Raw genomic sequence first — 26,782 nt, 5'->3', positions numbered from 1 at the left:
CAGGCAACTGCTCGTTCGTGAGCAGCACAAACACTGCCGGTATGCACCACCCGACCGGCTCCCCGGTCCTCGCTCCCCGGTTTAGACTTCTGCGATGTTCTCGGAGACGCGGTATGCGCTGAACGGTGACTTGCGTGTCGCGTATCGCGCGTCGCGCGAAGGCCCGCGCGACATCGTGCTCGTCGCTAACTGGTTCACAAATTGTGAGGTTCTTCCGGAGCTGCCGCCGCTTCGAGGGTGGGTCGAGGCGATGACATCGCTGGGTCGGGTCATCTTGTTCGACCAGCCGGGCACCGGGTCATCCGATCCCGTCTCGCCGGGCGCGCTGCCGACCTTGGAGCAGTGGGCCGACAGCATCACCGCGGTGCTCGACGATATCGGCAGTCGAGAAGCGGTCCTCCTCGCGATCGTCGGTGCGGTCCCACCAGCGGCGCTTTTTGCAGCAACATATCCGTCTCGCACCACCGCGCTCGTCGTGCTGGAGGGCTACCTGAATCCGACGGCTGAGCGCGCCGACGAGGGACCCACATCCGAGCAGATCACTGCCGCCGCGGTCGCCATGTGGGGAACGGGCGAATACCAACGCTTATTCAACCCGGACATGCCGTGGAACGAGGAAATCCGGGCAGCGTTGGCGCGCTGGGAACGCGGGGCGGCCAGCCCAGGGACCGTCGCGCTCATGATGCCTCTAGTGGCCGAGATGGACGTGCGGGCGTTGCTTCCCTCAATCCGCGTGCCTACCCTCGTCATCCAGCACGCCGACGACTTGTTGATCCCGCCGGAGTGGGGCAAAGACCTAGCTGATCGCATACCGGGCGCGAAATACGTTGAGCTTCTGGGGCGCAACGTCATCCACTTCTTCGAGCCCGACTGGCGCGCGTCCTTCCAGGAGATCGCCCAGTTCCTCACTGGCGAGCAGGCCGACGTAGCCGATGATCGGGTGCTGGCCACGGTGCTGTTCACCGACATCGTGGACTCGACGCGCCGGGCCGCCGAGATCGGTGACCGTGACTGGCATGCGTTGCTCGATGCGCATGACGCCGTTGTGCGGTCGCAGCTTGCTCGTTTTCGGGGCCGTGAGGTGAACACATCAGGCGACGGCTTCCTGGCGATGTTCGACGGCCCGCAGCGAGCGATCCGATGCGCCGTGGCAATTCGAGATGCTGTGCAAGCGTTGGGCCTCGAGGTGCGCGCCGGGTTGCATACCGGTGAGTGCGAAGTGCGGGGCGACGACATCGGCGGGATCGGCGTGCATATCGGCGCGCGCGTGAGCGCATTGGCGGGGCCGAACGATGTGCTGGTGTCCAGCACACTGCGCGATCTGGTGATCGGATCAGGACTTGGGTTCGAGGACCGCGGCGCTCACGAGCTCAAGGGCGTACCCGGCGAATGGCGCTTGTTCGCCGTCACTTCTGCGTGAACCTGTTGACAGACCGTCAGAAGGGCGGCGGATCCGGGTCGCTGGCGGCATCGTAAGGTTCGAAAGTATAAGCCTCGCAAGGGCTCTGGCGGGCCTCGCGGGCCATCCGGTTGTGGTGGCGTTCGGTGGCGATGCGCTGGGCCCGGTTCTGGTCGCGGGTGCGGGTGCGCAGCGGCATCATCGCGCGGCGCTGCCCGCACCGCTCGGGGCCGGCCGCGGGCGCCGGGAGGTCGCCGGTGGGCGCGCACAGGCCGGGAAACAGCAGCGCGCTACCCGGGGTGGTGACGTAGGTGTGCCCATCGGGCAGACGCCAGATGATCGTGCCGTCGGGCAACTGCTCGTCACGCCAGCCCCAAAACGTCTTCAGTAAATGATGTTGGCGGCACAGGCATTTCAGGTTCGACGGATGCGTCGCACCGCCCTGCGCGTAGGGAATCGTATGATCGATATCGCAGTCGACGGCCGGGCGGTCACACCCGGGCGCCCGACACGTCAAATCCCGGCACCGCACGAAATCGGCCAGCCGGGCCGACGGAATGTAGCGCGGTTCGGCCTGCGTCGGGGCGCTCACCGGCACCAGCCTGGCCGAGCCGGCCAGCTCGGCGACCACCTCGGCGGAGATCAGCCCGTCCACTCCCACCTCCGACGCGGGAGCCGACCCGCGGCCCTGCACGGTGGCCTCGTCGGCGATCACGTGAATGACGACCGGCATTGCCGCAGGCCGCTTTCCGGCCGCGCAATCAGCCCGCCCACAACGGCAACCCAGCCGATCCGCCGAGGCCGCCAACGCCCCCAGCGCGTCGGCGCGCCGCTGATCGCGGCTGCGCGGATCATGCTCACACACCGTGGCCGCCAAGGCATCCAACCGCGCGTCCAAGGCGTGCGCATCCGGGCTGAACAGGCTGCCGCGGATTTCGGACATGCCACCCTCGAGATCGTCGATCCCGACACAGCGCTCGTCGCGACACTGCTGGCGACGGCGCACCGCGTCAACGTCGGCCTTCGCCACGATCTTGTCGACCTCGCCGGCCAATCGGCCCCGAGTCATCGACGGCCACCGCGCCGCGCGCACGGCCAACTCGTCATCCACGGCGGCCAGCACCTCAGCATCGGTGATCAAATCGGTGCGGTACACGATGGTCTGAAACAACCGGTAATTGATATCACCGGCGCGAAACACCGCCGCCACCTGTGGCAGCCGCTCACGCATCGCCAACGCATACCGCATGAAGCTGCCCGCCATCGCCAAACTGACCCGAAACGCCGCAGCCACCTCGGCCCCCACCGCCGCCCAAGTGTCGACCGCCCAATCCGCCTCCTCGCCACGCTGGGCGCGGCGCAGCTCGAACAACTCCCCGACCGCATCCAAGCGAGCCGCCACCACTTGAGCCTCTAACCGCCATGACTCGCACATCCGATCCACCAGCTCCCGCGAGCGCTCACACCGTGGCGGCTCCCAGTAGTCATGCAGTCGTGTATCGAACATGCGTTCTAGAATAATGTGCCCCGCCGACAAGTCCTCGGGCAGGGATTACGGCATCCGGGTGCGATGGCGCTTGTCGTGCGGCGGGACACCGTTCACGCCGCCGGTCGACTGCGCGTAGTTGCCCACGGCGTAGGCGATGCCAGAACCCATGATGGCCAACGCGTCGCGGTTGATGTTGTCGACGGTTTCATGCGGTCCCTGATAGTTCGGGTCGAACGGGGCGCCGGCCTGTCCGCCCCACAATCGGGCCTGCACCGTGGTTTTCGGCTGCGTTGCGCCGGCCGTCATGCCCCCGATCGGCACGCCCGCGACCATGAAGGGATGGTAGTCGGCGAGGGTGCTCAGCGGCATGTCCGCGGGCCGCTTCCCGGCCAGGTTCAGATAGCCGGCCAGGGTGCGCTCGATGCCAGCCGACCCGTCGGGGACGTCCGCGTAAGTCACCCCGGGCGCGGGCGGACCGGACTGATCGCCGTCGTCGGTGAAGAAGCCGGCGTTGGGCGAACCCAACCTGGTGAAGTTCAGGTACATCGCGAGGTCGTTGAGCTGGTCGCTGTCCAGGCCGAACACGTAGTCCATGACGCCGTTGAGCCCGTCCTCGTCGGCGCCCCAGAACGCGAACCGCACGGCGTTGTTCACGGGCGCCAGCGGACCGAGCTGCAGCGCCGTTTCCAGCACCGCGGCCACCCCGGATCCGTCGTCATTGATGCCAGGACCGCCGCGCGAGCTGTCGAGATGCGCCCCGACCATGATCACCTCGTGCGGAGAACCGGTCTTGGTCTGCGCCAGCACGTTTCGCGACGTGATCTTAATGTTCTGGGCGTCCAGCACCAGACGTATGGGCGCGCTCGCGCCGGCGAGCGCGGTCGCGGCGGACGTGCCCGCGACCGCGACGGGCACGGTCAGCTGCTTGAAGTAGCCCGGATTGAACAAGGTGGCCGGGGCGCCCTGGCCGGCGGGTGCGCTGAGCACGATCAGCGCGGCCGCACCCTTGGCCACCGCGCTGTTCTGTTTGTCCACCACCGAGCAACGCGCGTCGTCGACGACGGCGATCGAACCCTTGGGCAGCGCGGCCGGATAATCGCTGGCCGCACAGCCCGAGGGCTGGGCGGGCCGGACCGGCTGCCCGGTCAGGCCGCCGGGCGGCGTCCGCACCAACAACGACGCCTGATCGACTGGGTAGCTGCGGCCGGCGATCGTCATCGCCGGCTTGCCCGGGGAAACGGTGAACAGCCGGTCGAACTGCGGGGTTTGCACGTCAAAGCCCTTGCCGCGCAGCGCTTTAGCGACGTAGTCGACGCTTGCATCGTAGCCCGGCGTGCCGTCCGCCCGGTTTCCTTTGTTGGCGTTGGCGATGTTCTGCAGCGCGTGCAGATGGGTGAACATCTGATCGGCGGTCACTTTTCCGGCCAGGCCGCGACCCAGATCCGGGGCAACAGCGGGCGATCCCGGCCGCGCCGACAAGCAGCCCACCAGCAGCGCGGCAACCATGAGCAGTGCCGCTCCCAGCCGGCCCGTCATGGCTTCGTAAGCAGGTGACGCGTGCGGTCCTCCATCGTGGGAACCCCGTTGTGGCCACCGAGGTCCTGGGCGTAAAGGCCCACCGCGTAGGCGACGCCGCCGCCGTTGACGCCCAACGCGGTCTTATCGATGTGATCGAGGGTGTCGGTCTTCTTGTGATAGTTGGGATCGAACGGCTCGTCGGCGGTCCCGCCCCACAACTTCGCCTGCTCTGCAGACATCTTCACCTCGGCGCCGGAGAACAGGCCACCGGCGGGAATGCCCGCCAGGGTGAATCCGTCGTAATCGGAGCGGCCGTCAAACGACGTGTCCTGCGCGGCTTTTCCGGCCGACTTCAGATAGGCGACCAGCGTGCGCTCGATGCCGGCGGACCCTTCCGGTACCACCGGCTGCCCGCGGGCGTCCGCCGGCAGCGATTGGTCCCCGTCATAGGTGAAGTAGCCGGAGTTCGGCGACGCGAGCATGTCGAAATTCAAATACAGCGCAATGTTTTTCAGCGCAGTCAGGTCCAGCGACTCGACGTAGTTGCGCGATCCGATCAGGCCGAGCTCCTCCGCGCCCCAGAAACCGAACCGCACCGCGTTGCGCACCTGCGGCGAATTACCCAGCCGCAGGGCGGTTTCCAGTATCGCGGCCACTCCCGAACCGTTGTCGTTGATGCCGGGCCCATCGGGCACACTGTCCAGGTGCGCGCCCGCCATGACGACGTTGGACGTCGACCCGGTCTTGGTCTGCGCGATCACGTTGCGGGCCTTGAAGCTCTGCACGCTCGCGTTCAGCTTGATGGTTGCCGGCCCCGGCTGGGTCCGCAGTTGCACGCCGACTGACTTGGTCACGCTCACCACCGGGATCTTGACGTTCGTTTCCGGCCCCAGCGTGCCGCCCATCTGTTGTTCGTCGACGTTGTCGGCGACGATCATCGCGACCGCACCGCGCTGCGCCGCGACGTCCTCCTTCTGAGCGAACGGGCACGTGCCGCGGTCCACCAGCACCACGGACCCCTGCGCCGGGAGGTTGCCGTAATCGGAGGCTGCGCAACCGGGGCCGTTGTTGGCCGGTATGGCCACCAGCGGTCCGCTCACCCCCTCCGGCGGGGTGCCGAGGCTGAAGTCGAGCGCGTGCGCCTCCACCGGCCTGCCACCGACGGTCACCTCCGGCTTGTCCCCGTGAAACACCCGCGCCGAGAATTCCGGGGTCTGCACGTCGAAGCCACTGCCGCGCAACGCGTTTACGACATAATCGACGCTGGCCTCGTAGCCGGGCGTGCCCACCGCGCGGGTGCCGTTGTTGGCGTTGGCAATGTCCTGGAGCTTTGCCAGGTGGGCCATCATGGCGTCGGTCGTGACTTTGTCGTGCAACGCGCCGGCGAACTTGGCCGCGTCGGGGTTTCCTGTCGCTTGTTGCGCGCACCGATGAAAGCAGCCGGTTGAGAATGCGGTCACGGCGACCGCAACGAGGGCCGCCGGGATCGCCGTGAATTTGTTCACCATCGCGCCCCAGGTTAGACCGCGGGACGAGCGGCCGGGATCAAGACACGGCGGTATCAGACATAGAGCGCATTGAACGGCGCAAAAGGAATGTTGCGCACCACAAACCACGCCGCAACCAACGTCAGCGTCACCACCGCCGACCAGCGACCGTGCTGCCAGCTCCGGACCCGCCTGCCCGCCACCCGTCCATAGGTCCAGGCCAGGTACGCCCACACCAACAGCACGACGGCCGCCAGGCCCAAAGCGTTGAACCTGGCGGCCGCCATGACGTTGCCGTGCATCAGGGAATACAGCATGCGCAGGCTGCCGCATCCCGGACAGTCGATTCCCAACAGCGCCTTGGTGGGACACACCGGCAGCGGACCGTTGGGAGTTGTCGGGTCACCCGCCCAGATGGCGGCACACATCAAGGTCGTGGAAGCGGCCACCACCAGTGGCGCACCCAGACTCAGCGGCACCGACCCTTGGCGGGTCACCATGATCGCGAACCGGGCTCAGAACATCGCGGCGAGCGCCGCATTGGTGTTCGTATTCAGCGCGCCCACCGCCATCAAGATGCCGTAGATGATGCCGACGACGACACCGATGACCGCCGACCAGATCACCCATTTCTTGGCACTGTCGGCGGACGCCTGCGCCTCGGCATAACGGCCCTGCGCCCAGAGACCGTTGACCTGGCTGGACTTGACGATCGCCACGATGCCGAAGGGGAGGCAACAGAACAGGGTCACCAGGATGGACCACACCAAATAGTTATTCGGCGCTTGCCCGGCGGGCTGCTGCGGCGGGTAACCAGGCGGCGGAGGGGGCGGTGCCGGCGGTTGTGTCATGAATTCTCCAGTCCCGAGAAGTTAGCTGGCGTAAAGCGGTGCTAACCATACCCGAGCACAGTCGGGGCGGCACTGGCAATTTGAAAATCCCCTTTTGGCCCGTTGACGTGCGGGCGCGACGGTCCCCCCGCGTTCAACAGCCGTTCTCCTGCCGGCCTATCGGCACCGTCGCCCGCAAAGTCAGCCTGGCGTGTGAAAAGCATTGGCCGGGAGAGTGTTTCGAAGCCGCGCGTGAGCGACCGTTGCGCTGCGGTGGTGAAAATGATGCCGAGACAGACAATTGCCAGCGGAATGTGTTGCTTTGTCTGGACATAGCCCTACGATCCCTACTTAGCGGAAGTACGTTTCTCCGGTGAGCGACGCCGGTTCCACAACCGCTTAGGAGCCAGAGGATGTCCCATCTCAGCAACGCGTTGCGGGTCGCGACGGCCGCGGCGTTCGCGGGCGGTTCCGCCTTAGCGGGCACGGTCACCGCAACCGCGGATCCCGCGAACACCGGTAGCCCGTCGGACATCAACACGCTCGCGGCATCGCTGTCGAAGGGCTACGGGCTGAACAACTGCGCCGCCCAGAGCATCACCTCCGGCGAACTCGCGTCGCTGACCTGCGGGCAGAGCCCCGACCCGAGCGGCCCGGTCCAGGCCAAGTACATCCTGTTCAACAACGGCGAAAACCTGGTCGGCTCGTTCAAGGCCAGCATCAAAGACGATGTCCTTGGCCCCTGCGGGGACAGCGGCCAATCTCCCACCAGTTGGCACCAGGGCAGCAACAGCAGCAATGCCGGACAGGTGGCGTGTGGGACGTATCAGAACGCCGCCGAGATCATCTGGACCTCCGACGCCAAGAACATCTTGAGCTACATCCGCGGATCCAACACCGACGCCGCCGCGCTGTACCAGTGGTGGCGCGCCAACGGCTGAGTTCGCGATGGGGGGCAACGGGTTTCGGCATCACCCATCCATCAACCATAGGGAGTCAACGAAAATGTCACACCTCAACATCGTGCTGCGTGCCGTGTCGGCCGCAGCGCTCACCGGCGGTTTGGCTTCGCGGGAAGCGGCACCGCGGTCGCCGAACCCAACACCGGCAGTGCGGCCGATATGAACACGTTGGCGGCCAACCTGTCGAAGGGCTACGGCCTCAACAACTGCAAGTCGCAGGAGCTGACCGAATCCGGTGAGCTGGCCGAGCTCCTGTGCGGGCAAAGCCCCGACCCGAGCGGCCCGGGCTCCGGCGTCTACGCCCTCTTCTCCAACGGCACGAACTTGGCCTCCGCGTTCAGTTCCACCATCAAGGACGTGTCCCTCGCCGCGTGCGGGGACGCCGGGCAGTCACCGGGAACCTGGAAGCAGAACGGGCAGACCGGCGGGCAGATCGCCTGCGGCACCTACAAGAACTACGCGACGTTGACGTGGACCACCGACGCCAAGAACGTCCTGGGACACCTCACGTCGTCCAACTCCGACGTCAACGCCCTCTACCAGTGGTGGCGCACGAACGGCTGACCCTCACCACCGCGCGCACACCAGTTCGGCAACGGCGCGCATTCCCGCGGCGTTCGGGTGCAACGGCGCCGCCCGGCCCGGCAGCGGCACACCGGGTCTCGTGGTCCAGGGCTCGGCCGACCACGCGTGGTGCTCCCGGCTGGCCGCCGCGGCGCCGACCACTTCGCAACCGGTTGCCGTCGCCGCGTCAGCCGTGAGCCGTGCCAGCGTCGCGGCCACGTGGCGCCCGAGATCGGCGTCCGTGTCCGACAACGGGGCGGCCCGCGCGCCCGCGGGCGGCAGGACGGTCAGGTAGTCGACGAAGAAGACCCGGGCCCGCGGGGCGCGATCGCGCACCGCGAGACCGACCGCGCACAACGACTCGAACACCGCGTCAAGGGCCTGATTCCGCGCATCCCGGTCCAGCAGGGCGGAAATGCGCGGGCCGATCAGCGGCAGCCGCCGGACGGCTCGCGGCAACGAGGCGGCCATCAGCAGCGGAATGTAGCCGACGTCGTTGCCGCCGATCGTGATGGTCACCAGGCTTTCCGAGCCGTTCAGCGCGGTGATCTGGGGCGGCACGCCGCGCTGGTGGTCGGCGAGCACGTGGGCGGTGGTCGCGCCCGAAAAGGTGACGTCTACCAGATCGAGGTCAGATCGCTGCGCGACCAGGTGCGCATAGTTGCGCGCCGACCGGCCCGAGCCCCAGGGGGCACCGTCGGCGCGGGGCCCGATGCCGGGACCGGCGGCCATCGAACTGCCCAGCGCGACATACCGTTTCATCGTCCGGGGCTGGACGCCTGTGCCCAGAAGCGCTTGGGGATCCGCCCCGCCCGGCGGGCCAGATAGCCGGCGGTGACGGCGGCGGCCATCGCGGCCGCCATCGTCGCCGGGTCGGCGGCCCGGGTCACCGCGGTGGCCAAAAGCACGGCGTCGCAACCCAACTCCATCGCCAGCGCGGCATCGCTGGCGGTGCCGATGCCGGCGTCGAGCACCACGGGAACACCGGCCCGGGCGACGATCATCTCGATGTTGTGCGGGTTGGTGATGCCCAGGCCGGTGCCGATCGGCGAACCAAGCGGCATCACCGCCGCGCATCCGGCGTCTTCGAGCCGGCGCGCCAACACCGGGTCGTCATTGGTATAGGGCAGGACGACGAACCCGTCGTCCACCAATTGCTCTGCCGCGCGTACCAATTCGACCGAGTCGGGCAGCAGCGTGCGCTCATCGGCGATCACCTCGAGCTTGACCCAGTTGGTGTTCAGCGCCTCGCGGGCCAGCTGCGCGGTGAGCACCGCCTCGGCCGCACTGCGGCAACCCGCGGTGTTGGGCAGCGGCGTGATGCCGAGCCGGTTGAGCAGGTCCAGCAGCCCGGTCCCGCCCTCCGCATCGACGCGCCGCATCGCGACGGTGGTCAGCTCGGTGCCCGACGCGACCAGCGCCTCCTCCAGCGCGGCCAGGCTGGTCGCTCCCCCGGTGCCCATGATGAGCCGCGAGGCGAAGCTGCGATCGCCGATCGTGAGTTTCAATTCAGCCACCCTGCACCGCCGTCACCACCTCGAGCCGCGCGCCATCGAAAAGTGTTGTTGTCCAATCGGATCGGGGCAGTACGGTGTCACCCATCGCCACCGCGACACCCCGCTCCGGATAACCCAGCGACTGCAGCAGCGCCGCCACCGTGGTCTGCTCGTCGACGTCGACCTTCTGCTCGTTGACCACGACGATCATGACGGGGCTCCGACCGGGGCCAGCTGACCGACGATCTGTTCCGCGGTCCACGGCGCCAGCAGGAAGCCGGAGCGGCCGTGGCCGCCGGCGACCAGGGTTCGCTCGTCCAGGCGTTGCACCAGCGGCAGGTTGTCCGGCGTCATCGGGCGCAGCCCGGCGGCGCACTCCGCCAGCTCGTATTCGCCGAGCGCGGGCAACACCGCACACGCGTCGTCGAGCAGGTCGCGCACTCCGGAGACCACCGGGGCGGTGTCGCGCCCGTGTTCGTACTGGGTGGCGCCGACGACCACCCCGTCCGCACGCGGAACCAGGTACACCTGCCGCCCGTGCACGCGGGCGCGAATGACGCGCTGCGGCACCGGCATACACCCGCGCCGCCAGCGCAGGCGCAGCACCTCGCCCTTGACCGGGCGCACCGGCAGGCCGGGCCACAACGCGGGGGCGTCGATGCCGTTGGCGATCACCACCGCGTCGCCGTCGACCGTTAGGTCGTGCGCCGGCGGCGCCCATCCCACCCCCAGCCGCTCGCATTCCGCGGTCAGGGCGTCCAGCACCGCGCGGTTGTCCACGGCCAGCTCGGTGGGCGCCCGAAAGCCATGCCGGATGCCTTGCGCCAGCAGCGGTTCCAGATCCCGGGCGGCCGACTCCCAGATCACCGGATGTCCCTGCGCGGACAACCAATCGGCGACGGTGCGCAGGTCCGCGACGTCGGCCCGGTCGACGGCCACCACCAGCGACTCGCGCGCGGTGACCACCTGCGCCGGGAGCCCGTCGGTGAAACCGCCCTCGCGCCACAACCGCAGCGACTCCAGGCCCAGTTGCAGCAGGCGCTCCTCACCGGGCCAGCCCTCGCTGTGCGGGGCCAGCATGCCGCCGGCGACCCAGGACGCGCCTTTCTCGGAAGTGCGGTGCACCCGGACCGACCACCCGGCCTGCGCGGCCCGGCGCGCCACCGCCAGTCCGATGACGCCGCCGCCGATGACCGCCAACGACCCACGGTCTGTTGGCATCCTTGGCCTCCCTTCGCCGGCATGACCCGGATCAGGTGTGACGGTAAGGGCAGGTCCCGCTGACCCGGCTGTGCCCACTCTCAGCCCCGCAGATGACTACCCGGGACTCCCGTGTCTGTAAGTTCTTCGGCTTCCACGCTAGCGCGCTAGCGTCGCGGTGTGCATCAGCGAGTTATCCGCCTGGCGGCCGCACGGTTATATCTGTGCACCGACGCGCGCCGGGAGCGCGGCGATTTGGCCGAGTTCGCCGACGCCGCGCTGGCCGGCGGGGTCGACATCATCCAGCTGCGCGACAAGGGATCGCCCGGTGAGCAGCGGTTCGGGGCCCTCGAGGCGCGCGACGAGCTGGCGGCGTGCGAGATCCTGGCCGACGCCGCCCGCCGGCACGGCGCGCTGTTCGCGGTCAATGACCGGGCGGACATCGCTCGGGTGGCGGGCGCCGACGTGCTGCACCTGGGGCAGGGCGACCTGCCGCTGGCGGCGGCCCGCGAGATCGTCGGCCCCGACACCCTGCTCGGCCTGTCCAGCCATGACTCCGAGCAGGCCGCGGCGGCTAGCTCTCCGGGGCGGGCAGGCCCTGACTATTTCTGCGTCGGCCCGTGCTGGCCCACCCCGACCAAACCGGGCCGCGAGGCGCCGGGCCTGGGGCTGGTGCGGGCGGCCGCCAGTTTCGGCGCCGCGAAGCCGTGGTTTGCGATCGGTGGCATCGACGAGCGGCGGTTGCCCGAGGTGCTCGGCGCCGGCGCCCGGCGGATCGTGGTGGTGCGGGCGATCACGGCGGCCGCCGACCCGCGGGCCGCGGCGCAGCGGCTCAGTTCGGCGCTTGCAGCAGCGAGCTGATCCGCCGACTGAGGTGCGACGGCTCCCCGTCGGCGTCCCCCGGCATGCACCAGACGAAGACGCCGGCGTCGATCTCGATCGTGCGGGGCAGGTGCCGCCGTCGTTCGTCGGCGTGGTCCAGCGGCACCAGCGCCGTGGCCGTGCGCAGCCGGTGCCAGCTCGCCGCGAAGCCGGGATGCAGCGGCAGGTCGGCCACCTCCTCCTCGGCGACCCAGCGCATCTCGGCGCTCTCCCCGTTGGGCACGGTGTGCAGCAGCTCGGCCGCGTCGGCGACCACCGTGGTGTAGGTCCAGCGCGCGCCGCCGAGCCCGCCGACCTCGGCGGTGACCACCGTCGAGCGCACGGTCAGCAGCTCGCCGTGCAGGCCGGCCTCCTCGTGCGCCTCGCGGACCGCAGTCTCCTCCGGGGTCTCGTGGCTGTCGCGGGCGCCGCCCGGCAGGCCCCAGGTTCCGCCCTGGTGGCTCCATACCGCGCGGTGCTGCAGCAACACCGCGGGGGTGCCGTCCGGCCGCGGGGCCCGCAGCAGCAGACCGGCCGCGCCGTAGCGGCCCCAGTAATGGGCGCCGCTGTGGGAGACCACCCAACCGTCGCCGTCGCCCTGCACGAGTTCAGGATATGCACGTGATCGCCTGGTCAATTGGTCTGCCTCCACCCATCCGCCGCAACATTCTCTTAGAATTCGCTTATAGAGGTTCGTTCAGCGTTTCAGTGGCCGCGAAAGATGAGGGCTGATAGCACGTGACGGTTGAGCTGGCGCACCCGTCGACCGAGCCGCAGGGATCGCGGTCGCCGGCCGAGCCAGCCCATCCCCGCTGGTGGTTCATCTCCACCACACCAGGCCGCATACTCACCATCGGGATCGTGCTGGCGGTGCTCGGCGGCATCTGCGCCTTCGCCACCTCGACCACCATCAACCACCGCCAGCAGGTGCTGACCACGGTGCTCAACCACACCGAGCCGCTGTCGTTCGCCGCCGGGCGGCTGTACACCACCCTGTCGGTGGCCGACGCCGCCGCGGCCACCGCGTTCATCGCCGAAGCCGAGCCGCCGCCCGTCCGGCAGCGCTACGAGCAGGCCATCACCGACGCGTCGGTCGCGGTGACCCGGGCGTCGAGCGGGCTCACCGACGAACCGCTGGTGCAGCTGCTGGGCCGGATCAACGCCGAGCTGGCCGTCTACACCGGCCTGATCGAAATCGCGCGTACCAACAATCGGGAGGGCAACCCGGTCGGGTCGTCGTACCTTTCGGAGGCCTCGGGCCTGATGCAGTCGACGATCCTGCCGGACGCGGCACAGCTGTATCAGGCCACGTCGGAACGGGTCGACGCGGAGACCACCGCGTCCACGCAGATCCCGGCGCCGGTCATCCTGGTGGTCAGCGCCACCGCGGTGTTCGGCGCCTTCGCCCACCGGTGGCTGGCCAGGCGTACCCGACGCCGAATCAACCCGGGCCTGGTGGTGGGCGGCCTCGCTATCCTCGTCATGGTGGTATGGGTCGGAACTGCGCTCACCATCTCCACGGCCGCCAGCCGTAGCGCCAAGAACACGGCCGCCGACTCGCTGCGGATCGTGACCAACGTCGCGATCACCGCCCAGCAGGCGCGGGCCGACGAGACGCTATCGCTGATCCGCCGCGGGGACGAGGAGAAGCGCAAGCAGTCGTTCTATCAGCGCATCGACTCGATGCACCAACAGCTGGACCAGTACATGGTCCGCAGCGACGCCGTCGACAAACCCGACCTGGAAGGCGCCGACCAGCTGCTGTTGCGCTGGCGGCAGGCGAACGACCGGATCAACTCCTACATCTCGGTGGGCAACTACCGGGCGGCCACGCAGGTCGCCCTGGGCAGCAGCGAGGACGACTCCACCCCGGCCTTCGACAAGCTCGAGGACCAACTGGGCAAGGCCATCGACCAGAGCCGCACGCACCTGCGCAACGACGTCCTCAACGCGCGCAGTGGGCTGTCCGGCGCCCAGGTCGGCGGCGTGGTGCTCAGCCTGGGGGCCGCCATCGCGGTGGCGCTGGGCCTGTGGCCGCGGCTGAGAGAGTACCGATGAGGACGCGGCTGGCGCGGTCGCGGCGAGTGGGCGCCGTCCTCGCGGCGGCCGCCATGCTGGCCGGGTGCGGGCACACCGAATCGCTGACGGTGGCCACCGTGCCGACGCTGCCGCCGCCCACCCCGGTCGGCATGGAGCAGCTGCCGCCGGAGCCGCCGCTGCCGTCGGACGACCCGGCCCAGGGCTGCGACCTGACGGCGAGCCTGCGGCCCTTCCCCACCAAGGCCCAGGCCGACGCCGCGGTCGCCGACATCCGCGCCCGCGGCCGGCTGATCGTCGGGCTGGACATCGGCAGCAACCTGTTCAGCTTCCGCGACCCGATCACCGGCGAGATCACCGGCTTCGACGTCGACATCGCCGGTGAGATCGCGCGCGACATCTTCGGCGCCCCGTCGCACGTCGAATACCGCATCCTGTCGTCCGACGAGCGCGTCACCGCGTTGCAGAACTCCGAGGTTGACGTGGTGGTCAAGACCATGACCATCACGTGCGAACGGCGCAAGCAGGTGAACTTCTCGACCGTCTACCTCGACGCCAACCAGCGCATCCTGGCCCCCCGGGATTCGCCGATCACCAAGGTGGGCGACCTGTCCGGCAAGCGGGTCTGCGTGGCGAAGGGCACGACGTCGCTGCACCGGATCCGCCAGATCGACCCGCCGCCGGTCGTCGTGTCGGTGGTCAACTGGGCCGACTGCCTGGTGGCCATGCAGCAGCGCGAGATCGACGCCGTCAGCACCGACGACTCCATCCTGGCCGGGCTGGTCGAGGAGGACCCCTACCTGCACATCGTCGGGCCGAACATGGCCACCCAGCCCTACGGCATCGGGGTCAACCTCAACAACACGCCGCTGGTGCGGTTCGTCAACGGCACGCTGGAGCGGATCCGCCGGGACGGCACGTGGAACACGTTGTACCGCAAGTGGTTAACGGTGCTGGGGCCGGCACCCGCCCCGCCCACGCCGAGGTACGTGGACTGATGACCGAGTCAGAGAAGACCGAACGGCCGGAATCCGGCTCCGAAGACGTGAGCCCGGGCACCCAGCCGCCGGACACGCAGGGCGGCGGCCCGACGACGGGGCGCATCCAGGCCACCCAGGCGCTGTTCCGTCCCGATTTCGACGACGACGATGACGACGACTTTCCGCACATCTCGCTCGGCACCCTGGACAGCGATGCGCAAGACCGGGTGACGATAGGAACGCGCGTGCTGCCGCCGGTCAGGCAGCTCGGCGGCGGCCTGGTCGAGATCCCGCGGGTCCGGGACATCGACCCGCTCGAGGCCCTGATGACCAACCCGGTGGTTCCGGAGGGCAAGCGGTTCTGCTGGAACTGCGGAAAGCCGGTCGGCCGGTCCGGCAAGGAGGGCAAGGGGACATCCGAGGGCTGGTGCCCCGCCTGCGGCAGCGCGTATTCATTTCTGCCACAACTGAACCCGGGAGACATCGTCGCGGGGCAGTACGAGGTCAAGGGCTGCATCGCGCACGGCGGGCTGGGGTGGGTGTACCTGGCGGTCGACCACAACGTCAACGACCGCCCGGTGGTGCTCAAGGGCTTGGTGCACTCCGGTGACGCGGAGGCGCAGGCCATCGCGATGGCCGAACGGCAGTTCCTCGCGGAGGTGGTGCACCCGCAGATCGTGCAGATCTTCAACTTCGTCGAGCACAAGGACCGGAACGGCAACCCGGTCGGCTACATCGTCATGGAGTACATCGGCGGGCAGCCGCTCAAGCACGGCAAGGACAAGAAGCTGCCCGTCGCCGAGGCCATCGCCTACCTGCTGGAGATACTGCCCGCGCTGACCTATCTGCACTCCATCGGCTTGGTCTACAACGACCTCAAGCCGGAGAACATCATGCTCACCGAGGAGCAACTCAAGCTGATCGACCTGGGCGCGGTGTCGCGGGTCAACTCCTTCGGCTACCTCTACGGCACCCCCGGCTTCCAGGCGCCCGAGATCGTGCGGACCGGCCCGACGATCGCCACCGACATCTACACCGTGGGGCGCACCCTCGCCGCGCTCACGGTGAACCTGCCGACCCGCAACGGCCGCTACGTCGACGGCCTGCCCGAAGACGACCCGGTGCTGACCACCTATGACTCGTTCCGCCGTTTGCTGCGCCGGGCCACCGATCCCGACCCGCGGCGCCGGTTCGCCACCACCGAGGAGATGTCCGCCCAGCTGATGGGCGTGCTGCGCGAGGTGGTCGCCCAGGACACCGGGATACCGCGGCCCGGCCTGTCGACGGTGTTCAGCCCCAGCCGCTCGACGTTCGGGGTGGACCTGCTCGTTGCGCACACCGACGTCTACCTGGACGGCCAGGTCCATTCGGAGCGGCTGACGGCCCGCGAGATCGTGACGGCGCTGCAGGTGCCGCTGGTCGATCCGGCCGACGTCGCCGCTCCCGTCCTGCAGGCGACGGTGCTCTCCCAACCGGTGCAGACGCTGGACTCGTTGCGGGCCGCCCGCCACGGCACGCTCGACGCCGACGGCGTCGAGGTGTCCGAGTCGACCGAATTGCCGCTGATGGAGGTCCGCGCGCTGCTGGACCTGGGCGACGTGGCCAAGGCCACCAGAAAGCTGGACGACCTCGCCGAGCGGGTGGGCTGGCAATGGCGGCTGGTCTGGTACAAGGCCGTAGCCGAGCTCCTCACCGGCGACTATGACTCCGCCACAACGCATTTCACCGAGGTGCTGGACACCTTCCCCGGTGAGCTGGCGCCCAAGCTGGCCTTGGCCGCGACCGCCGAGCTGGCCGGCGATGTCGACGAGCAGAAGTACTACCAGACGGTGTGGAAGACCAACGACGGGGTGATCTCGGCGGCTTTCGGGCTGGCCAGATGGCTTTCCACCGAAGGCGATCGAGCCGCCGCGGTGCGCACCCTGGACGAGGTGCCGCCCACCTCAAGGCATTTCACCACCGCACGCCTCACCAGCGCGGTCACCCTGCTGTCCGGGCGGACGAAGAGCGAGATCAGCGAGGAGGACATCCGCGACGCCGCCCGGCGCGTCGAGGCGCTGCCGCCCACCGAACCGCGCGTCCTGCAGATCCGCGCGCTGGTGCTGGGCTGCGCGATGGACTGGCTGGAGGACAACAAGGCCAGCACCAACCACATCCTCGGCTTCCCGTTCACCGAGCACGGGCTGCGGCTGGGCGTCGAGGCCGCGCTGCGCAACCTGGCCCGGGTGGCGCCCACCCAGCGCCACCGCTACGCGCTGGTGGACATGGCGAACAAAGTACGGCCCACGAGCACGTTCTAGCGGGGTTGCGCCATTTGGCTCTCGCCCTCTTGCATCGAGTGTGCGGCCAGGGCGGCGACACGCCGTAAGGCGCCGCCCTGGACGCACACTCAAAGCCGTGACCGCACGCTCGATGCGGCCAGCGCGTCCCGAACCCGGCGCACGATGGCGGCGGGCCGGTCCTCCGCGACGACCCGGACGACGATCCACCCCATCCGCTCCAGCGTTTCGATCCGCCGAATGTCCTTGACGTACTGCCGTCGGTCGGTGCGGTGTTGGTCGCCGTCGTATTCGACGGCGACCATGGCGTCCTCCCAGCCCAAATCCAGGAAGGCGAACGGGATCCCGTCGTCACCCAACACCGGTACCTGGGTCCGCGGCCGTGGCAGACCGGCATCGATGAGGAGCAGTCGCAGATAGCTCTCCCGGGGCGACTGGGCACCGGCGTCGACCAGTTCCAGCGCGGCTTCCAGCCTCCGCAGGCCGGGCGAGCGGGGGTGGCATCGCGCCACTCGCAGCACATCGTCGGCCTTGAAGCCCGTTGCCCTGGCCAGCGCGTCGAGGCGCACCACGGCCGAGCGCACCGCGCCATGCCGGCCGATGTCGAAGGCGGTGCGTTCGGGCGTGGTGACCGGGTATCTGCCCGTCGTCTGCGTCTCCCCGTCGAGCAGCGCGTATCGCCGCGTCAGCACGCCGCGTGGCGCGCGGGAATTGGTATGCGCGAGCTCCACGGGCACGTCGTCGGGAATCCATTCGGCGCCATGCAATCTGGCGGCGGCCGCCCCGACAACAATGGCCCGGCGTCCCGACCACAGCCAGGCCGCCAGGATCCGCTGTTCAAGCGAGGGCTCGACGCCGATCGAGAAGTAGACGTTCGGAAGCACCGCGCGGTAGCACGTTCTCAGTTGATGCCGGGTCATCGCCCCGGACGCCAGCGCCTCGCTGCCGATGAACGGCCCCGCATCCCGCATGACGCGAAGGTTCCCACATCAGTAGCGGATCCCGATTTCGGTTATCCACAGGCCGGCGACACGCCTTCCTCCACATCGAGTGTGCGTTCAGGGCGGCGACACGCCGGAAGGCGCCGCCCTCAGCGCACACTCAAAGCCGTGAGCGCACGGTCAAGAAGACAGCGCGCTAACGCATTCGCGGGCGATGGCGAGTTCTTCGTTGGTCGGGATCACCAGCACGGCGATCGGCGATGCCTCGGCGGAGATTTGCCGGGCGCCCCTGCCGCCACCGAGGTTGCGGCGTTCGTCGAGCACGATGCCCAACTCTTCCAGCCCGGCCACCGCGTCGCGGCGCACCGCGGCGTCGTTCTCCCCGATGCCGGCGGTGAAGGTGATGACGTCGGTGTGTCCGAGCACCGCCAGGTAGGCGCCGATGTATTTGCGCAGCCGGTGAGTGAACACGCTGTAGGCCAATTGTGCTGCGCCGTCGCCCGATTCGATCATCGAGCGCAGCCGCCGGAAATCGCGTTCGCCGGACAGGCCCAGCACCCCCGACCGTTGGTTCAGCATGGACTCGACCTCGTCGACGCTCATCTTCGCGGTGTGGCAGAGATAACTGACGACGCTGGGATCGATGTCACCGCTGCGGGTGCCCATCACCAGGCCCTCCAGCGGCGTCAGGCCCATCGACGTGTCGAGGGGCCGAGTGCCGGCGATCGCCGAGGCGGAGCAGCCGTTACCGAGGTGCAACACAATCTGTTTCAGGCCGCGCAGGGGCCGGCCCAAGAAGTCGGCGGCCTGCTCGCTCACGTACCGGTGCGACGTGCCGTGAAAGCCATAGCGACGGATCCGCCAGCGTTCGGCCACGTCGCGGTCGATGGCATAGGTCGCGGCCGCGGGCGGCATGTCATGGAAGAACGCCGTATCGAAGACCGCGATGTGCGGAACGTCCGGCAGCAGCTTGCGCGCCACCTCGATGCCCTTGATGGCGGGCGGATTGTGCAGCGGCGCCAGTTCCGACAACTCGTCCAGCTTGTCGAGCACCGCGTCATCCACCGGGGTGGGCTTGTAAAACGTCTTGCCGCCGTGCACGACTCGGTGGCCAACCGCCACCAGATCGCAATTGCGTAGGTCGATGCCCTCGTCGGACAGCGCGTCGAACGCTTGCCGCAGCGCCATGTCGTGGTCGCGAACCGGGGACGACTCCTCCCCGATCCGTTCGACGTTGCCCGTCGCCCGGGCCGTGCCGGAGTCGGGGTCGACCAACTGGTATTTCAGCGAGGACGAGCCGGAGTTGATCACCAGGACTGCGCGGTTGGCGTTACCCACGGGCGCCCTGCGCCTGGATCGCGGTGATGGCAACCGTGTTCACGATGTCTTCGACCAACGCGCCCCGCGACAGGTCGTTCACCGGCTTGCGCAAGCCCTGCAGCACCGGCCCAATCGCGATCGCCCCGGCACTGCGCTGCACCGCCTTGTAGGTGTTGTTGCCGGTGTTGAGGTCGGGGAAGATCAGCACGGTGGCACGGCCTGCCACCGGCGAGTCGCGCAGTTTGGTGGCGGCAACCGAGGGCTCGATCGCGGCGTCGTACTGGATCGGGCCCTCGACGGGCAGCTCGGGCGCCCTGGAGCGCACCAGTTCCGTTGCCGCCCTGACCTTCTCCACATCTGCTCCGGCGCCGGAGTCGCCCGTGGAATAGGACAGCATGGCCACCCGCGGCTCGATGCCGAATTGCGCGGCGGTGCGCGACGAAGAGATGGCGATGTCGGCCAGCTGTTCCGGTGTCGGGTTTGGGACGATCGCACAGTCGCCGTAGGCCAGCACCCGGTCGGGCAGGCACATGAAGAAGACGCTGGAGACGGTGGAGACTTCGGGAATGGTCTTGATGATTTCGAACGCCGGCCGAACGGTGTGCGCCGTGGTGTGGGCCGCGCCGGACACCATCCCGTCGACCATGCCGTTGTGCACCATCATGGTGCCGAAATACGTTGCGTCGCACATGATCTCGCGGGCATGCTCGACGGTGATTCCCTTGGCCTTGCGCAACTCGGCGTACTGGTCGGCGAACCGGTCGCGCAATTCGCTGGTGCGTGGGTCGATCACCTTCGTGCCACCGAGGTCCACGCCGAGTTCCGCTGAACGCAAACGGATTCCGGCTTCATCGCCCAGGATCGTCAGGTCGGCGATCTGGCGCTGCAGCAGGCGGCCGGCCGACTTGAGGATGCGGTCGTCGTCTCCTTCGGGAAGCACGATGTGCTTGCGATCCGCGCGAGCCAGCAGGTGCAGGCGGTGGGTGAACATTTGCGGCGTCGTCACGGTTGGGATCGGAATGGCGAGTTGGGCCAACATATCCCCGACGTCGACGTAGCGGTCCATCAGCTCCAGCGCGGTGTCGATCTTGCGCTGCGAGGTGGCCGTCACCCGACCGCGAGCCGAGGCCGCGGCGCTGGCCGTGTCGTAGGTGCCCAGCGTGGTGGTGACGATGGGCAGCCGGAGCCGCAGCCCGGCCACCAGAGCGCTGATCGAAGGATGCAGATCGAACCCGCCGTTGAGGACAATGCACGACAGTGACGGAAAGCCTTCGGCCGCATGGGCGCTGGTAACCGCCAGCACCACGTCCGAGCGGTCGCCGGGGGTGATGACCGCGACCCCGTCGGCCAGCCGTTCCAGCACATGGTCGGCGGTCATCCCCGCGACCATCACGCCCAGGACTTCGCGTCCCATCAGCGCGGTGTCACCACTGACCACCGTTCCGTTCACCGCCTTCTGCAGGTCTGAGACCGCCGGGGCGGGCAGCAGCGGCTCGTTCGGCAGCACGTAGCTCTGTGGGGTGAACGACGCGCGCAGCGCCTCCGCGACGGCGCTCACCTGCGACGGCTCGCAGCGGTTGGCCACCACCGCCGCGGTGTGCGCGTGCTGGGCGGCCAACTCGTCCAGACACGCCTGCACGACGTGTACGACGTCCTCGGCGGTGCGGCCTTTGGCCCGCACCACCAGCAGCACCGGCGCGCCGAGGTTGACCGCGATACGCGCGTTCACGGAAAGCTCGGCGGGGCTGGCGACGTCGGTGTAGTCACTGCCGACGATCACCACCGCGTCGCACGCTTCGGCCATCGCGTGGTACCGGTCGACGATGTCGGCGAGCGCGGCATCACGGTCGGCGTGCAGCTCCTGATAGGTCACGCCCACGCACCGCTCGTAGGGCAGGCCGGCGGTGCTGTGCGCCAGCAGCAGCTCCAGGATGTAGTCGCGGTCCTCGCCGAACCGGGTGATCGGCCGGAACACCCCGACCTTGGCCACCGTCGCGGCGAGATGGTGCATGATTCCCAGCGCGATCGTCGATTTGCCGGTGTCCCCCTCCGGCGCGGCGATGTAGATCGCGGAGGGTTGGGAATCCGGCCGGGCGCCGTCGGGCACGCTGAACGCCCGCCCTATGCGGCCAGCCTGCGCAGCCTGGGCGCGAGGTCCTTCTCGAACAGGTCCAGGAAGCGACGCTGGTCGTGGCCGGGTGCGTGAAACACCAAGTGGTTCAGGCCCCATCCCACGTACTGGGCCACCTTCTCGACGGCCTCGTCGGGGTCCGACGCCACGATCCAGCGCTTGGCGACCTGCTCGATCGGCAGCGCGTCGGCCGCCTTCTCCATTTCGATCGGGTCGTCGATGCTGTGCTTCTGCTCGGCGGTCAACGACAGCGGCGCCCAGAACCGCGTGTTCTCCAGCGCCAGCTCGGGGTCCGGGTCGTAGGAGATCTTGATCTCGATCATCTTGTCGACGTCGTCGACGTTGCGTTCCGCGGCGGCCGCTCCCTCCTTGACCGCGGGGATCAGCTTGTCCTGGTACAGCTCTTCGCCCTTGCCGGACGTGCAGATGAAGCCGTCGCCGGCGCGACCGGCGTATTTGGCCACCGCCGGACCGCCGGCGGCGATGTAGATGGGCACGCCGCCCTCCGGCACGTCGTAGATCGAGGCGCCCTTGAGCCGGTAGTACTCGCCATCGAAGTCGACGCGGTCACCGCGCCACAGCTCCCGCATCAGCCGCACCGATTCGCGTAGCCGCGCGAAGCGCTCCTTGAACTCCGGCCAGTCGCCCTCGTAGCCGGTGGCGATTTCGTTCAACGCCTCCCCCGTGCCGACGCCCAGAAAGATCCGGTTCGGGTACAGGCAGGCCATGGTGGCGAACGCCTGCGCGATCACCGCGGGGTTGTACCGGAACGTCGGGGTGAGCACCGAGGTGCCCAGCACGATCCGTTCGGTGCGCTCCCCGACTGCCGTCATCCAGGCCAGCGAGAACGGCGCGTGCCCGCCCTCGTGCCGCCACGGCTGGAAATGGTCGCTGACGGTCGCACTGTCCATGCCGTGAGCTTCGGCGGCCACGGCCAGTTCGACGAGCTCACGCGGTGCGAATTGTTCCGCGGACGCTTTGTATCCAAGTTTCAGTTCGGCCACCCGTTATTTCTACTCCTCGTCGCGAATGCAAGCGCGGCGGTGGGGCCACGCCGCCCTTGCGATCGCTCCTACACTCGCGGGCATGGGACCGGCGCCGACTCTTGTCCAAGTCACCGACACGGTGTACCTCGCTCAGGGCCACGCCGTTAACTGGACGCTGGTCGCCGACGACACCGGGGTGATGCTGATCGACGCCGGCTATCCCGGGGACCGCGACGACGTGCTGGCCTCGCTGCGGCAGCTGGGCTACGAGGTCGGCGACGTGCGCGCCATCCTGCTGACGCACGCGCACATCGACCACCTGGGCTCGGCGATCTGGTTCGCCGACACCTACGGCACGAATGTGTACTGCCACCCGGACGAAGTGGGTCACGCGAAGCGCGAGTACCTGGAGCAGGTCTCGGTTTTCGATGTCGCGGTTCGCATTTGGCGTCCCCGATGGGCGGTGTGGGGTCTGCACGTGGTGCGCAGCGGCGGCCTGAACCGCGACGGCATCCCGTCCACCCGGCCGCTGACCGCCGAGGTGGCGGCCGGCCTGCCGGGCCGCCCGATGGCCATTCCCACCCCGGGGCACACCGGCGGGCACTGCTCGTATCTGGTCGACGGGGTGCTGGCCAGTGGTGACGCGCTGATCACCGGCCACCCGCTGCTGCGCCGCGGCGGGCCGCAGCTGCTGCCCGCGGTGTTCAGCCACAACCAGGACGACTGCGTCCGCAGCCTCGCCGCGCTGGCCCTGCTGGAGACCGAGACGCTGGCGCCCGGCCACGGCGATTTGTGGCGGGGCCCGATCCGTGAGGCCACCGATCGGGCGACCGCACTGGCCCGCGGGGGATGAGGTGGAAGTTCGCTGGCTCGCCATGGGCGAGGACGACCTGCCCGCCGGTGAACAATGGCTGGCGCCGGCGGAGGCGGCCAACCTGGCCGCACTGCGGTTCACCAAGCGGCGCACCGAATATCTGCTGCGCCGGCTGGTCGCCAAGCACGCCGTCGCCGCGGTGACGGAGCGGCCCACCGACCCGACCGCCCTCGCCGGCATCGAGATCCGCAATGCGCCCAGTGGCGCCCCGTACGTGTGCGTCGAGGGAGACCCGCTCGAGTTGGAGGTGTCGATCACCGACCGCGCCGGTTGGGCGGTCTGCGTGACGTGGCCGGGGGCGGGCGAGGGCGCGGAGGCGCCCGTCGGCTGCGACCTGGAGCTGGTGGAGCCGCGCACACCCGGTTTCGTGCTCGACTTCCTCACCGCGACCGAGCAACAACTCGTCGCCTCGCGCCCCGCCGGTGAAGAGCGCGACATGGCGGCGAACCTGATCTGGTCCGCAAAAGAAAGCGCGCTGAAGGTGTTGCGCACCGGGCTGCGCCGGGACACCCGCTCCGTGGAGGTGGCACTGACGGCTCCGCGCGGTGACGGCTGGGGCGAACTGACGGTGGCCGCCTCGGAGGGGACGGTGTTTCCCGGCTGGTGGCGCCGAGACGGTCGTTTCGTGCTCACGGTGACCGCACAGGTGGCGGCCGAACCGCCTGTCGCCCTTGGTGATCCGGGCGCGCTGGCGGCGGCCCAACCGCGGCATTCTTGGCTCGACCGGCCGCTACACCGTTGACATGCTGCGCTCACTGGTTAAGGGCATTAAGTCGTGTGTGAGCAGCGGAAACACATGTCTGTGACTATCCCAAGATATCTCTGAATGTGGACAATGTGTGGCCACGGTGTGGCCAACGGCTCGCACCCCTTCGGGGCGTATCGGGACTTGCAGGGCACTTGCGGACTTCTGCCGCGCATGGGCGTGCCCCGTTGGGCTGCTCTGTGATTGATGCAAACCGACCCCGAATCGGTTGGAAAACATTGACCGACGTCGTTATTGTCGCGCTCGTGTTAAACGGACTGATCGCGACGTTGACAGCGTCGTCGCCGTCGGAATGCCGTGGGTGTGCAGGACGTCTTCGAGCTTGGAGCCCAACCAACGGGCCCGGGTGGCGATCCCGATCTCTGTTGGGGAGATGCCCTGAGCTATCTACTCTTTGACCGCACCGGCGATGAATTTGGCTTCGGCGTTGGCGGTGTCGAAGCCGGCCTGCGCCGGCGCGGCGCCGTGCATGTAGGACTTGCAGCCGGCGATGGAGTCCAGGCCGCCGTCCATGTCGTCGATGGGCTCGCCACGCAGCAGTCTCAGGCTCCAGCCCAGGGTTTCGGCGGTGGTGCGGTAGTTGAGGGTCAGCCGCGCCGAGCGGCCCGCGATGTTGATGCCGACGTCGCGCAGGCTGACCCGGTTGTCGTAGATGCGTTGGTGGGTGTCGCCGGCGATGAAGATATCGTCGCCGGCCTGCGGTGCGGCGGCGCGCAGCAGTCGCCATTGGTCGGGGCTGAGATCTTGGGCTTCGTCGATGATGATGTGGCGGTAGGGCTTGTCGGTGCTGGCGTTAAGCAGGGTGGTCGCTTCCCGCCGGATGGTCTCGTGGGTCCAGGCGCCCAACTCGGTGAGCAGCTGTTCGAACTCCCACATCGCCTGCCAGGCCTGGCGCGCTGCGCGGAGCCCAGCGGTCGGCCCCGCCCGGTGCGTTTGGCGGCCAGATAGGCGTCGGCGGAGTTGATCTTGCGGGCCAGGATGACCTGGCGCCACTCCTCGGCCAGGACACCTCGGTGAAGGCGAGGCCGAGTGTGTCGATGATGCTGCGCCAGAGCTGTTTCTCCTTATCGGCGCCGACGAGGCGGGGGGCAACGTGGACGCGGCGAAACACCCGATGGGCGAGTTTGTCGACGCGAGCGACCTCGATGCGGTTCTCGACGTCCTCGTCGTCGACGATCGTGTCCAGTCGGAGCTGCAGGGTGTCAGACGGGCTGGGAGGTGAAGGTGGTGACGAGGACTCGCCCGTCGTTGCCTGACCCGGCCGGCCAGCCGCCGCGGGTGGTGTCGCCGGCCGAAGCGCTACACGGCCACTACCACCTGACGAGAACCTTTCGCGGACGGGAGCCAATCACAGGAGTACGACTTGGCGGTCCACACGGATTGCCTGCGCACCGGCGATCGGTGCATGAGATATTTCCACAAGCCCGACGGTGCCGTGCCGCTGGTGTTTGCCGGCGCGACGTGGAGCGAGGACGCCGGGTACGACAAGCCATGTCCGGGCGGCGGCACGGGGCACACGAACATCACCGCGGCGTATCCGCTGCCGCGGCCATCGCAGGATCCGATCCCGGTGCTGACCGGGTACGGTCACCAGGAGCAGACCGGCGCCTGCAATGTCAAGGGCGTCGATTTCAACGAAAAGTTTGTGCGCACCGGCGACTAGGCATGTTGGGCGCGGATGCGACGAAGCTCTGGGTCCTCGCGCCGACGTGTGGTCGTGGTCTTGGCGCTCACGGCAGTCGGACGCCGATCTGGCGCCGGCCGATGTTGTTGCCCTCGACGGCGAGATCGTCGTTGAGGACGTCGTGGCGTTGCGCTATTACGCCGGGTTGGCTGCGATCCCGGTCGGCGCCAAGATGCACGAGGCTTACTGCAGCAACGGGACTTTCGTCAACGGCACCTGGAGTCTGTTCGCGTGCGAAGCGACGGCGGCGTGGTGGCGATCGCCGCCATCGACCTGGTTGTCACCGACGCCGGCCCGGTTGGGTTGGTGGCACGCACCGGCCCGGGTCGTGGGACCAATGGTCCTGGCAGCCGGGGACAAGCGGCCCTACGCCCAGCCTCTAAGCCCGGGCCAGAATGAGGATTTCAGCACACAGCGGAGGGCCGCTGCGTTGATCAGCACACAGGCTGCGGCGCGCGGGAATTGCGTCGGATTAGGGGCGAGGGGATGGAGTCTGTAAAGACGCCGGCGGGGCCCATGGTGGAGGGCACGCCGTTTGGGCGTTACCGGTTGGTGGAGTTGTTGGGTCGCGGCGGCATGGGTGAGGTCTGGCGGGCCTATGACACCGCCATGGATCGGGTGGTGGCGCTCAAGGTGCTGTTGGCCACTGTCGCCGAGGATCCCGCCTATGTCGAGCGGTTTCGCCGCGAAGCCCACGCCGCGGCGGGTCTAGATGAGCCGCACGTCATTCCCATCTACGACTTCGGCGAGATCGACGGACGACTGTATGTGACCATGCGGCTAGTCACCGGCCGCGACCTGCAAACCCTGCTGGCCCAGGGCCCGCTGGAACCCGCGCGGGCGATCGCGATCATCGACCAGATCGCTTCCGCACTGCACGCCGCACACCGGGTCGGGTTGGTCCACCGCGACGTCAAACCGTCCAACATCTTGATCGCCGAGCACGACTTCGCTTATCTGATCGATTTCGGGATCGCG

At 68.5% G+C, this 26,782-nt stretch carries 26 protein-coding genes, 1 pseudogene and 1 riboswitch; of the genes and pseudogenes, 11 read left to right on the top strand and 16 right to left on the bottom strand.

The features are described from left to right. Positions 1-94: 94 nt before the first annotated feature. Entirely contained in the window at positions 95-1,420 is a 1,326-nt protein-coding gene (locus tag A5678_RS20155; protein ID WP_068045749.1) for an adenylate/guanylate cyclase domain-containing protein, read from the top strand. A 16-nt stretch (positions 1,421-1,436) separates the two neighbouring features. Here A5678_RS20155 and A5678_RS20150 read toward each other — a convergent pair whose 3' ends face one another. From A5678_RS20150 to A5678_RS20130, 5 genes are read right to left on the bottom strand one after another with little or no spacing between them, the layout of a single operon-like run. Then, positions 1,437-2,906, bottom strand: coding sequence for an HNH endonuclease signature motif containing protein (locus tag A5678_RS20150; protein ID WP_068045746.1), 1,470 nt, complete (start codon positions 2,904-2,906; stop codon positions 1,437-1,439). Between the two features lie 45 nt (positions 2,907-2,951). Continuing rightward, the gene (locus A5678_RS20145; RefSeq protein WP_068045743.1) at positions 2,952-4,424 is read right to left on the bottom strand and encodes a M28 family peptidase; all 1,473 of its coding nucleotides are present in this window, start codon (positions 4,422-4,424) and stop codon (positions 2,952-2,954) included. Further along, on the bottom strand, positions 4,421-5,914 hold the full coding sequence (locus A5678_RS20140; RefSeq protein WP_068045740.1) for a M28 family metallopeptidase: 1,494 nt from the start codon (positions 5,912-5,914) through the stop codon (positions 4,421-4,423). Before A5678_RS20140 ends, A5678_RS20145 begins: the two co-directional genes overlap by 4 nt. A gap of 53 nt (positions 5,915-5,967) precedes the next feature. Continuing rightward, positions 5,968-6,393 (bottom strand): DUF2752 domain-containing protein, encoded by a 426-nt coding sequence (locus A5678_RS20135; protein ID WP_068045737.1) that lies wholly within the window; start codon positions 6,391-6,393, stop codon positions 5,968-5,970. Positions 6,394-6,408: 15 nt separating this feature from the next. Next, positions 6,409-6,744: a CD225/dispanin family protein gene (locus A5678_RS20130; protein ID WP_046183018.1), complete on the bottom strand. Its 336-nt coding sequence runs from the start codon at positions 6,742-6,744 to the stop codon at positions 6,409-6,411. 392 nt (positions 6,745-7,136) lie between these two features. On the opposite strand from A5678_RS20130, the gene A5678_RS20125 reads away from it, so the two are divergent. Both A5678_RS20125 and A5678_RS20120 read left to right on the top strand, forming a co-directional pair. After that, positions 7,137-7,664 (top strand): serine/threonine protein kinase, encoded by a 528-nt coding sequence (locus A5678_RS20125; RefSeq protein WP_068045734.1) that lies wholly within the window; start codon positions 7,137-7,139, stop codon positions 7,662-7,664. A gap of 64 nt (positions 7,665-7,728) precedes the next feature. Beyond that, positions 7,729-8,249 (top strand): annotated as a pseudogene (locus A5678_RS20120) (serine/threonine protein kinase). Between the two features lie 3 nt (positions 8,250-8,252). Here A5678_RS20120 and A5678_RS20115 read toward each other — a convergent pair. The 4 genes from A5678_RS20115 to thiO all read right to left on the bottom strand — a co-directional run bounded on the left by A5678_RS20115 (position 8,253) and on the right by thiO (position 10,966). After that, complete coding sequence (locus tag A5678_RS20115; RefSeq protein WP_068045731.1) at positions 8,253-9,011, bottom strand: SGNH/GDSL hydrolase family protein; 759 nt, start codon at positions 9,009-9,011, stop codon at positions 8,253-8,255. Beyond that, positions 9,008-9,766 (bottom strand): thiazole synthase, encoded by a 759-nt coding sequence (locus A5678_RS20110; protein WP_068045728.1) that lies wholly within the window; start codon positions 9,764-9,766, stop codon positions 9,008-9,010. The genes A5678_RS20115 and A5678_RS20110 overlap by 4 nt, the downstream gene beginning before the upstream one ends. Then, positions 9,759-9,956, bottom strand: coding sequence for a sulfur carrier protein ThiS (thiS, locus tag A5678_RS20105; RefSeq protein WP_068045725.1), 198 nt, complete (start codon positions 9,954-9,956; stop codon positions 9,759-9,761). The genes A5678_RS20110 and thiS overlap by 8 nt, the downstream gene beginning before the upstream one ends. Next, positions 9,953-10,966: a glycine oxidase ThiO gene (gene thiO, locus A5678_RS20100; protein ID WP_068045722.1), complete on the bottom strand. Its 1,014-nt coding sequence runs from the start codon at positions 10,964-10,966 to the stop codon at positions 9,953-9,955. Before thiO ends, thiS begins: the two co-directional genes overlap by 4 nt. Then, positions 10,958-11,089, bottom strand: a riboswitch (TPP riboswitch). It overlaps the preceding gene by 9 nt. A gap of 36 nt (positions 11,090-11,125) precedes the next feature. Between thiO and thiE the strand changes: the two genes are divergently transcribed. Continuing rightward, entirely contained in the window at positions 11,126-11,806 is a 681-nt protein-coding gene (thiE, locus tag A5678_RS20095) for a thiamine phosphate synthase (protein ID WP_068045719.1), read from the top strand. Here the strand turns inward: thiE and A5678_RS20090 are convergent. Then, complete coding sequence (locus A5678_RS20090) at positions 11,778-12,410, bottom strand: NUDIX hydrolase (protein WP_068045716.1); 633 nt, start codon at positions 12,408-12,410, stop codon at positions 11,778-11,780. The genes thiE and A5678_RS20090 overlap by 29 nt on opposite strands. Positions 12,411-12,544: 134 nt before the next feature. Here A5678_RS20090 and glnX point away from each other — a divergent pair, with 134 nt between their 5' ends. Genes glnX through A5678_RS20075 form a run of 3 tightly spaced genes read left to right on the top strand, consistent with a single transcriptional unit; the run spans position 12,545 to position 17,123 of the window. Further along, positions 12,545-13,864: a protein kinase G-activating protein GlnX gene (gene glnX / locus A5678_RS20085; protein WP_068045713.1), complete on the top strand. Its 1,320-nt coding sequence runs from the start codon at positions 12,545-12,547 to the stop codon at positions 13,862-13,864. Beyond that, positions 13,861-14,841, top strand: a complete 981-nt coding sequence (locus A5678_RS20080; RefSeq protein WP_068045709.1) for a glutamate ABC transporter substrate-binding protein — start codon at positions 13,861-13,863, stop codon at positions 14,839-14,841. Before glnX ends, A5678_RS20080 begins: the two co-directional genes overlap by 4 nt. Further along, positions 14,841-17,123 (top strand): serine/threonine-protein kinase PknG, encoded by a 2,283-nt coding sequence (locus A5678_RS20075; RefSeq protein WP_068045706.1) that lies wholly within the window; start codon positions 14,841-14,843, stop codon positions 17,121-17,123. The genes A5678_RS20080 and A5678_RS20075 overlap by 1 nt, the downstream gene beginning before the upstream one ends. An 89-nt stretch (positions 17,124-17,212) precedes the next feature. On the opposite strand, the gene A5678_RS20070 is transcribed toward A5678_RS20075, so the two are convergent. The 4 genes from A5678_RS20070 to fgd form a co-directional block, all read right to left on the bottom strand. Further along, positions 17,213-18,073 (bottom strand): DUF559 domain-containing protein, encoded by an 861-nt coding sequence (locus tag A5678_RS20070; protein WP_068045702.1) that lies wholly within the window; start codon positions 18,071-18,073, stop codon positions 17,213-17,215. 150 nt (positions 18,074-18,223) lie between these two features. Further along, on the bottom strand, positions 18,224-19,381 hold the full coding sequence (locus tag A5678_RS20065; protein WP_068045696.1) for an acetate kinase: 1,158 nt from the start codon (positions 19,379-19,381) through the stop codon (positions 18,224-18,226). Next, positions 19,374-21,470, bottom strand: a complete 2,097-nt coding sequence (pta, locus tag A5678_RS20060; RefSeq protein ID WP_068045692.1) for a phosphate acetyltransferase — start codon at positions 21,468-21,470, stop codon at positions 19,374-19,376. The genes A5678_RS20065 and pta overlap by 8 nt, the downstream gene beginning before the upstream one ends. Positions 21,471-21,484: 14 nt before the next feature. Further along, positions 21,485-22,498, bottom strand: coding sequence for a glucose-6-phosphate dehydrogenase (coenzyme-F420) (fgd, locus tag A5678_RS20055; RefSeq protein WP_068045689.1), 1,014 nt, complete (start codon positions 22,496-22,498; stop codon positions 21,485-21,487). A gap of 82 nt (positions 22,499-22,580) precedes the next feature. On the opposite strand from fgd, the gene A5678_RS20050 reads away from it, so the two are divergent. Both A5678_RS20050 and A5678_RS20045 read left to right on the top strand, forming a co-directional pair. Continuing rightward, positions 22,581-23,333 (top strand): MBL fold metallo-hydrolase, encoded by a 753-nt coding sequence (locus tag A5678_RS20050; RefSeq protein ID WP_068045686.1) that lies wholly within the window; start codon positions 22,581-22,583, stop codon positions 23,331-23,333. A gap of 1 nt (position 23,334) precedes the next feature. Beyond that, a complete protein-coding gene (locus A5678_RS20045) occupies positions 23,335-24,096 on the top strand; it encodes a 4'-phosphopantetheinyl transferase superfamily protein (RefSeq protein WP_068045683.1) in 762 nt (253 codons plus the stop codon). A 411-nt stretch (positions 24,097-24,507) separates the two neighbouring features. Here the strand turns inward: A5678_RS20045 and A5678_RS28040 are convergent, their stop codons facing one another. Further along, a complete protein-coding gene (locus tag A5678_RS28040) occupies positions 24,508-24,996 on the bottom strand; it encodes a UvrD-helicase domain-containing protein (RefSeq protein ID WP_068045680.1) in 489 nt (162 codons plus the stop codon). 529 nt (positions 24,997-25,525) lie between these two features. Here A5678_RS28040 and A5678_RS20035 point away from each other — a divergent pair. Continuing rightward, positions 25,526-25,783: a hypothetical protein gene (locus tag A5678_RS20035; protein WP_068045678.1), complete on the top strand. Its 258-nt coding sequence runs from the start codon at positions 25,526-25,528 to the stop codon at positions 25,781-25,783. Positions 25,784-25,850: 67 nt separating this feature from the next. Here the strand turns inward: A5678_RS20035 and A5678_RS28220 are convergent, their stop codons facing one another. After that, complete coding sequence (locus tag A5678_RS28220) at positions 25,851-25,982, bottom strand: hypothetical protein (RefSeq protein WP_255396929.1); 132 nt, start codon at positions 25,980-25,982, stop codon at positions 25,851-25,853. Positions 25,983-26,290: 308 nt separating this feature from the next. On the opposite strand from A5678_RS28220, the gene A5678_RS20030 reads away from it, so the two are divergent. Continuing rightward, positions 26,291-26,782 (top strand): serine/threonine-protein kinase (locus tag A5678_RS20030; RefSeq protein ID WP_231983724.1); only part of this gene is annotated, 492 nt, incomplete at its 3' end.

The organism is Mycobacterium sp. E2733 (genome assembly GCF_001667585.1).
Taxonomy (GTDB): domain Bacteria; phylum Actinomycetota; class Actinomycetes; order Mycobacteriales; family Mycobacteriaceae; genus Mycobacterium.
This window is presented reverse-complemented; position numbering and strand designations above follow the sequence as displayed.

Coding starts and splice junctions, on each gene's coding strand:
- thiO (WP_068045722.1), bottom strand. CDS start 10,966: ATGCCAACAGACCGTGGGTCGTTGGCGGTCATCGGCGGCGGCGTCATC.
- A5678_RS20150 (WP_068045746.1), bottom strand. CDS start 2,906: ATGTTCGATACACGACTGCATGACTACTGGGAGCCGCCACGGTGTGAG.
- A5678_RS20135 (WP_068045737.1), bottom strand. CDS start 6,393: ATGGTGACCCGCCAAGGGTCGGTGCCGCTGAGTCTGGGTGCGCCACTG.
- A5678_RS20070 (WP_068045702.1), bottom strand. CDS start 18,073: ATGCGGGATGCGGGGCCGTTCATCGGCAGCGAGGCGCTGGCGTCCGGG.
- A5678_RS20050 (WP_068045686.1), top strand. CDS start 22,581: ATGGGACCGGCGCCGACTCTTGTCCAAGTCACCGACACGGTGTACCTC.
- A5678_RS20080 (WP_068045709.1), top strand. CDS start 13,861: ATGAGGACGCGGCTGGCGCGGTCGCGGCGAGTGGGCGCCGTCCTCGCG.
- A5678_RS20145 (WP_068045743.1), bottom strand. CDS start 4,424: ATGACGGGCCGGCTGGGAGCGGCACTGCTCATGGTTGCCGCGCTGCTG.
- A5678_RS20075 (WP_068045706.1), top strand. CDS start 14,841: ATGACCGAGTCAGAGAAGACCGAACGGCCGGAATCCGGCTCCGAAGAC.
- A5678_RS20125 (WP_068045734.1), top strand. CDS start 7,137: ATGTCCCATCTCAGCAACGCGTTGCGGGTCGCGACGGCCGCGGCGTTC.
- A5678_RS20140 (WP_068045740.1), bottom strand. CDS start 5,914: ATGGTGAACAAATTCACGGCGATCCCGGCGGCCCTCGTTGCGGTCGCC.
- thiS (WP_068045725.1), bottom strand. CDS start 9,956: ATGATCGTCGTGGTCAACGAGCAGAAGGTCGACGTCGACGAGCAGACC.
- A5678_RS28040 (WP_068045680.1), bottom strand. CDS start 24,996: ATGTGGGAGTTCGAACAGCTGCTCACCGAGTTGGGCGCCTGGACCCAC.
- A5678_RS20035 (WP_068045678.1), top strand. CDS start 25,526: ATGAGATATTTCCACAAGCCCGACGGTGCCGTGCCGCTGGTGTTTGCC.
- A5678_RS20155 (WP_068045749.1), top strand. CDS start 95: ATGTTCTCGGAGACGCGGTATGCGCTGAACGGTGACTTGCGTGTCGCG.
- A5678_RS20130 (WP_046183018.1), bottom strand. CDS start 6,744: ATGACACAACCGCCGGCACCGCCCCCTCCGCCGCCTGGTTACCCGCCG.
- A5678_RS20115 (WP_068045731.1), bottom strand. CDS start 9,011: ATGAAACGGTATGTCGCGCTGGGCAGTTCGATGGCCGCCGGTCCCGGC.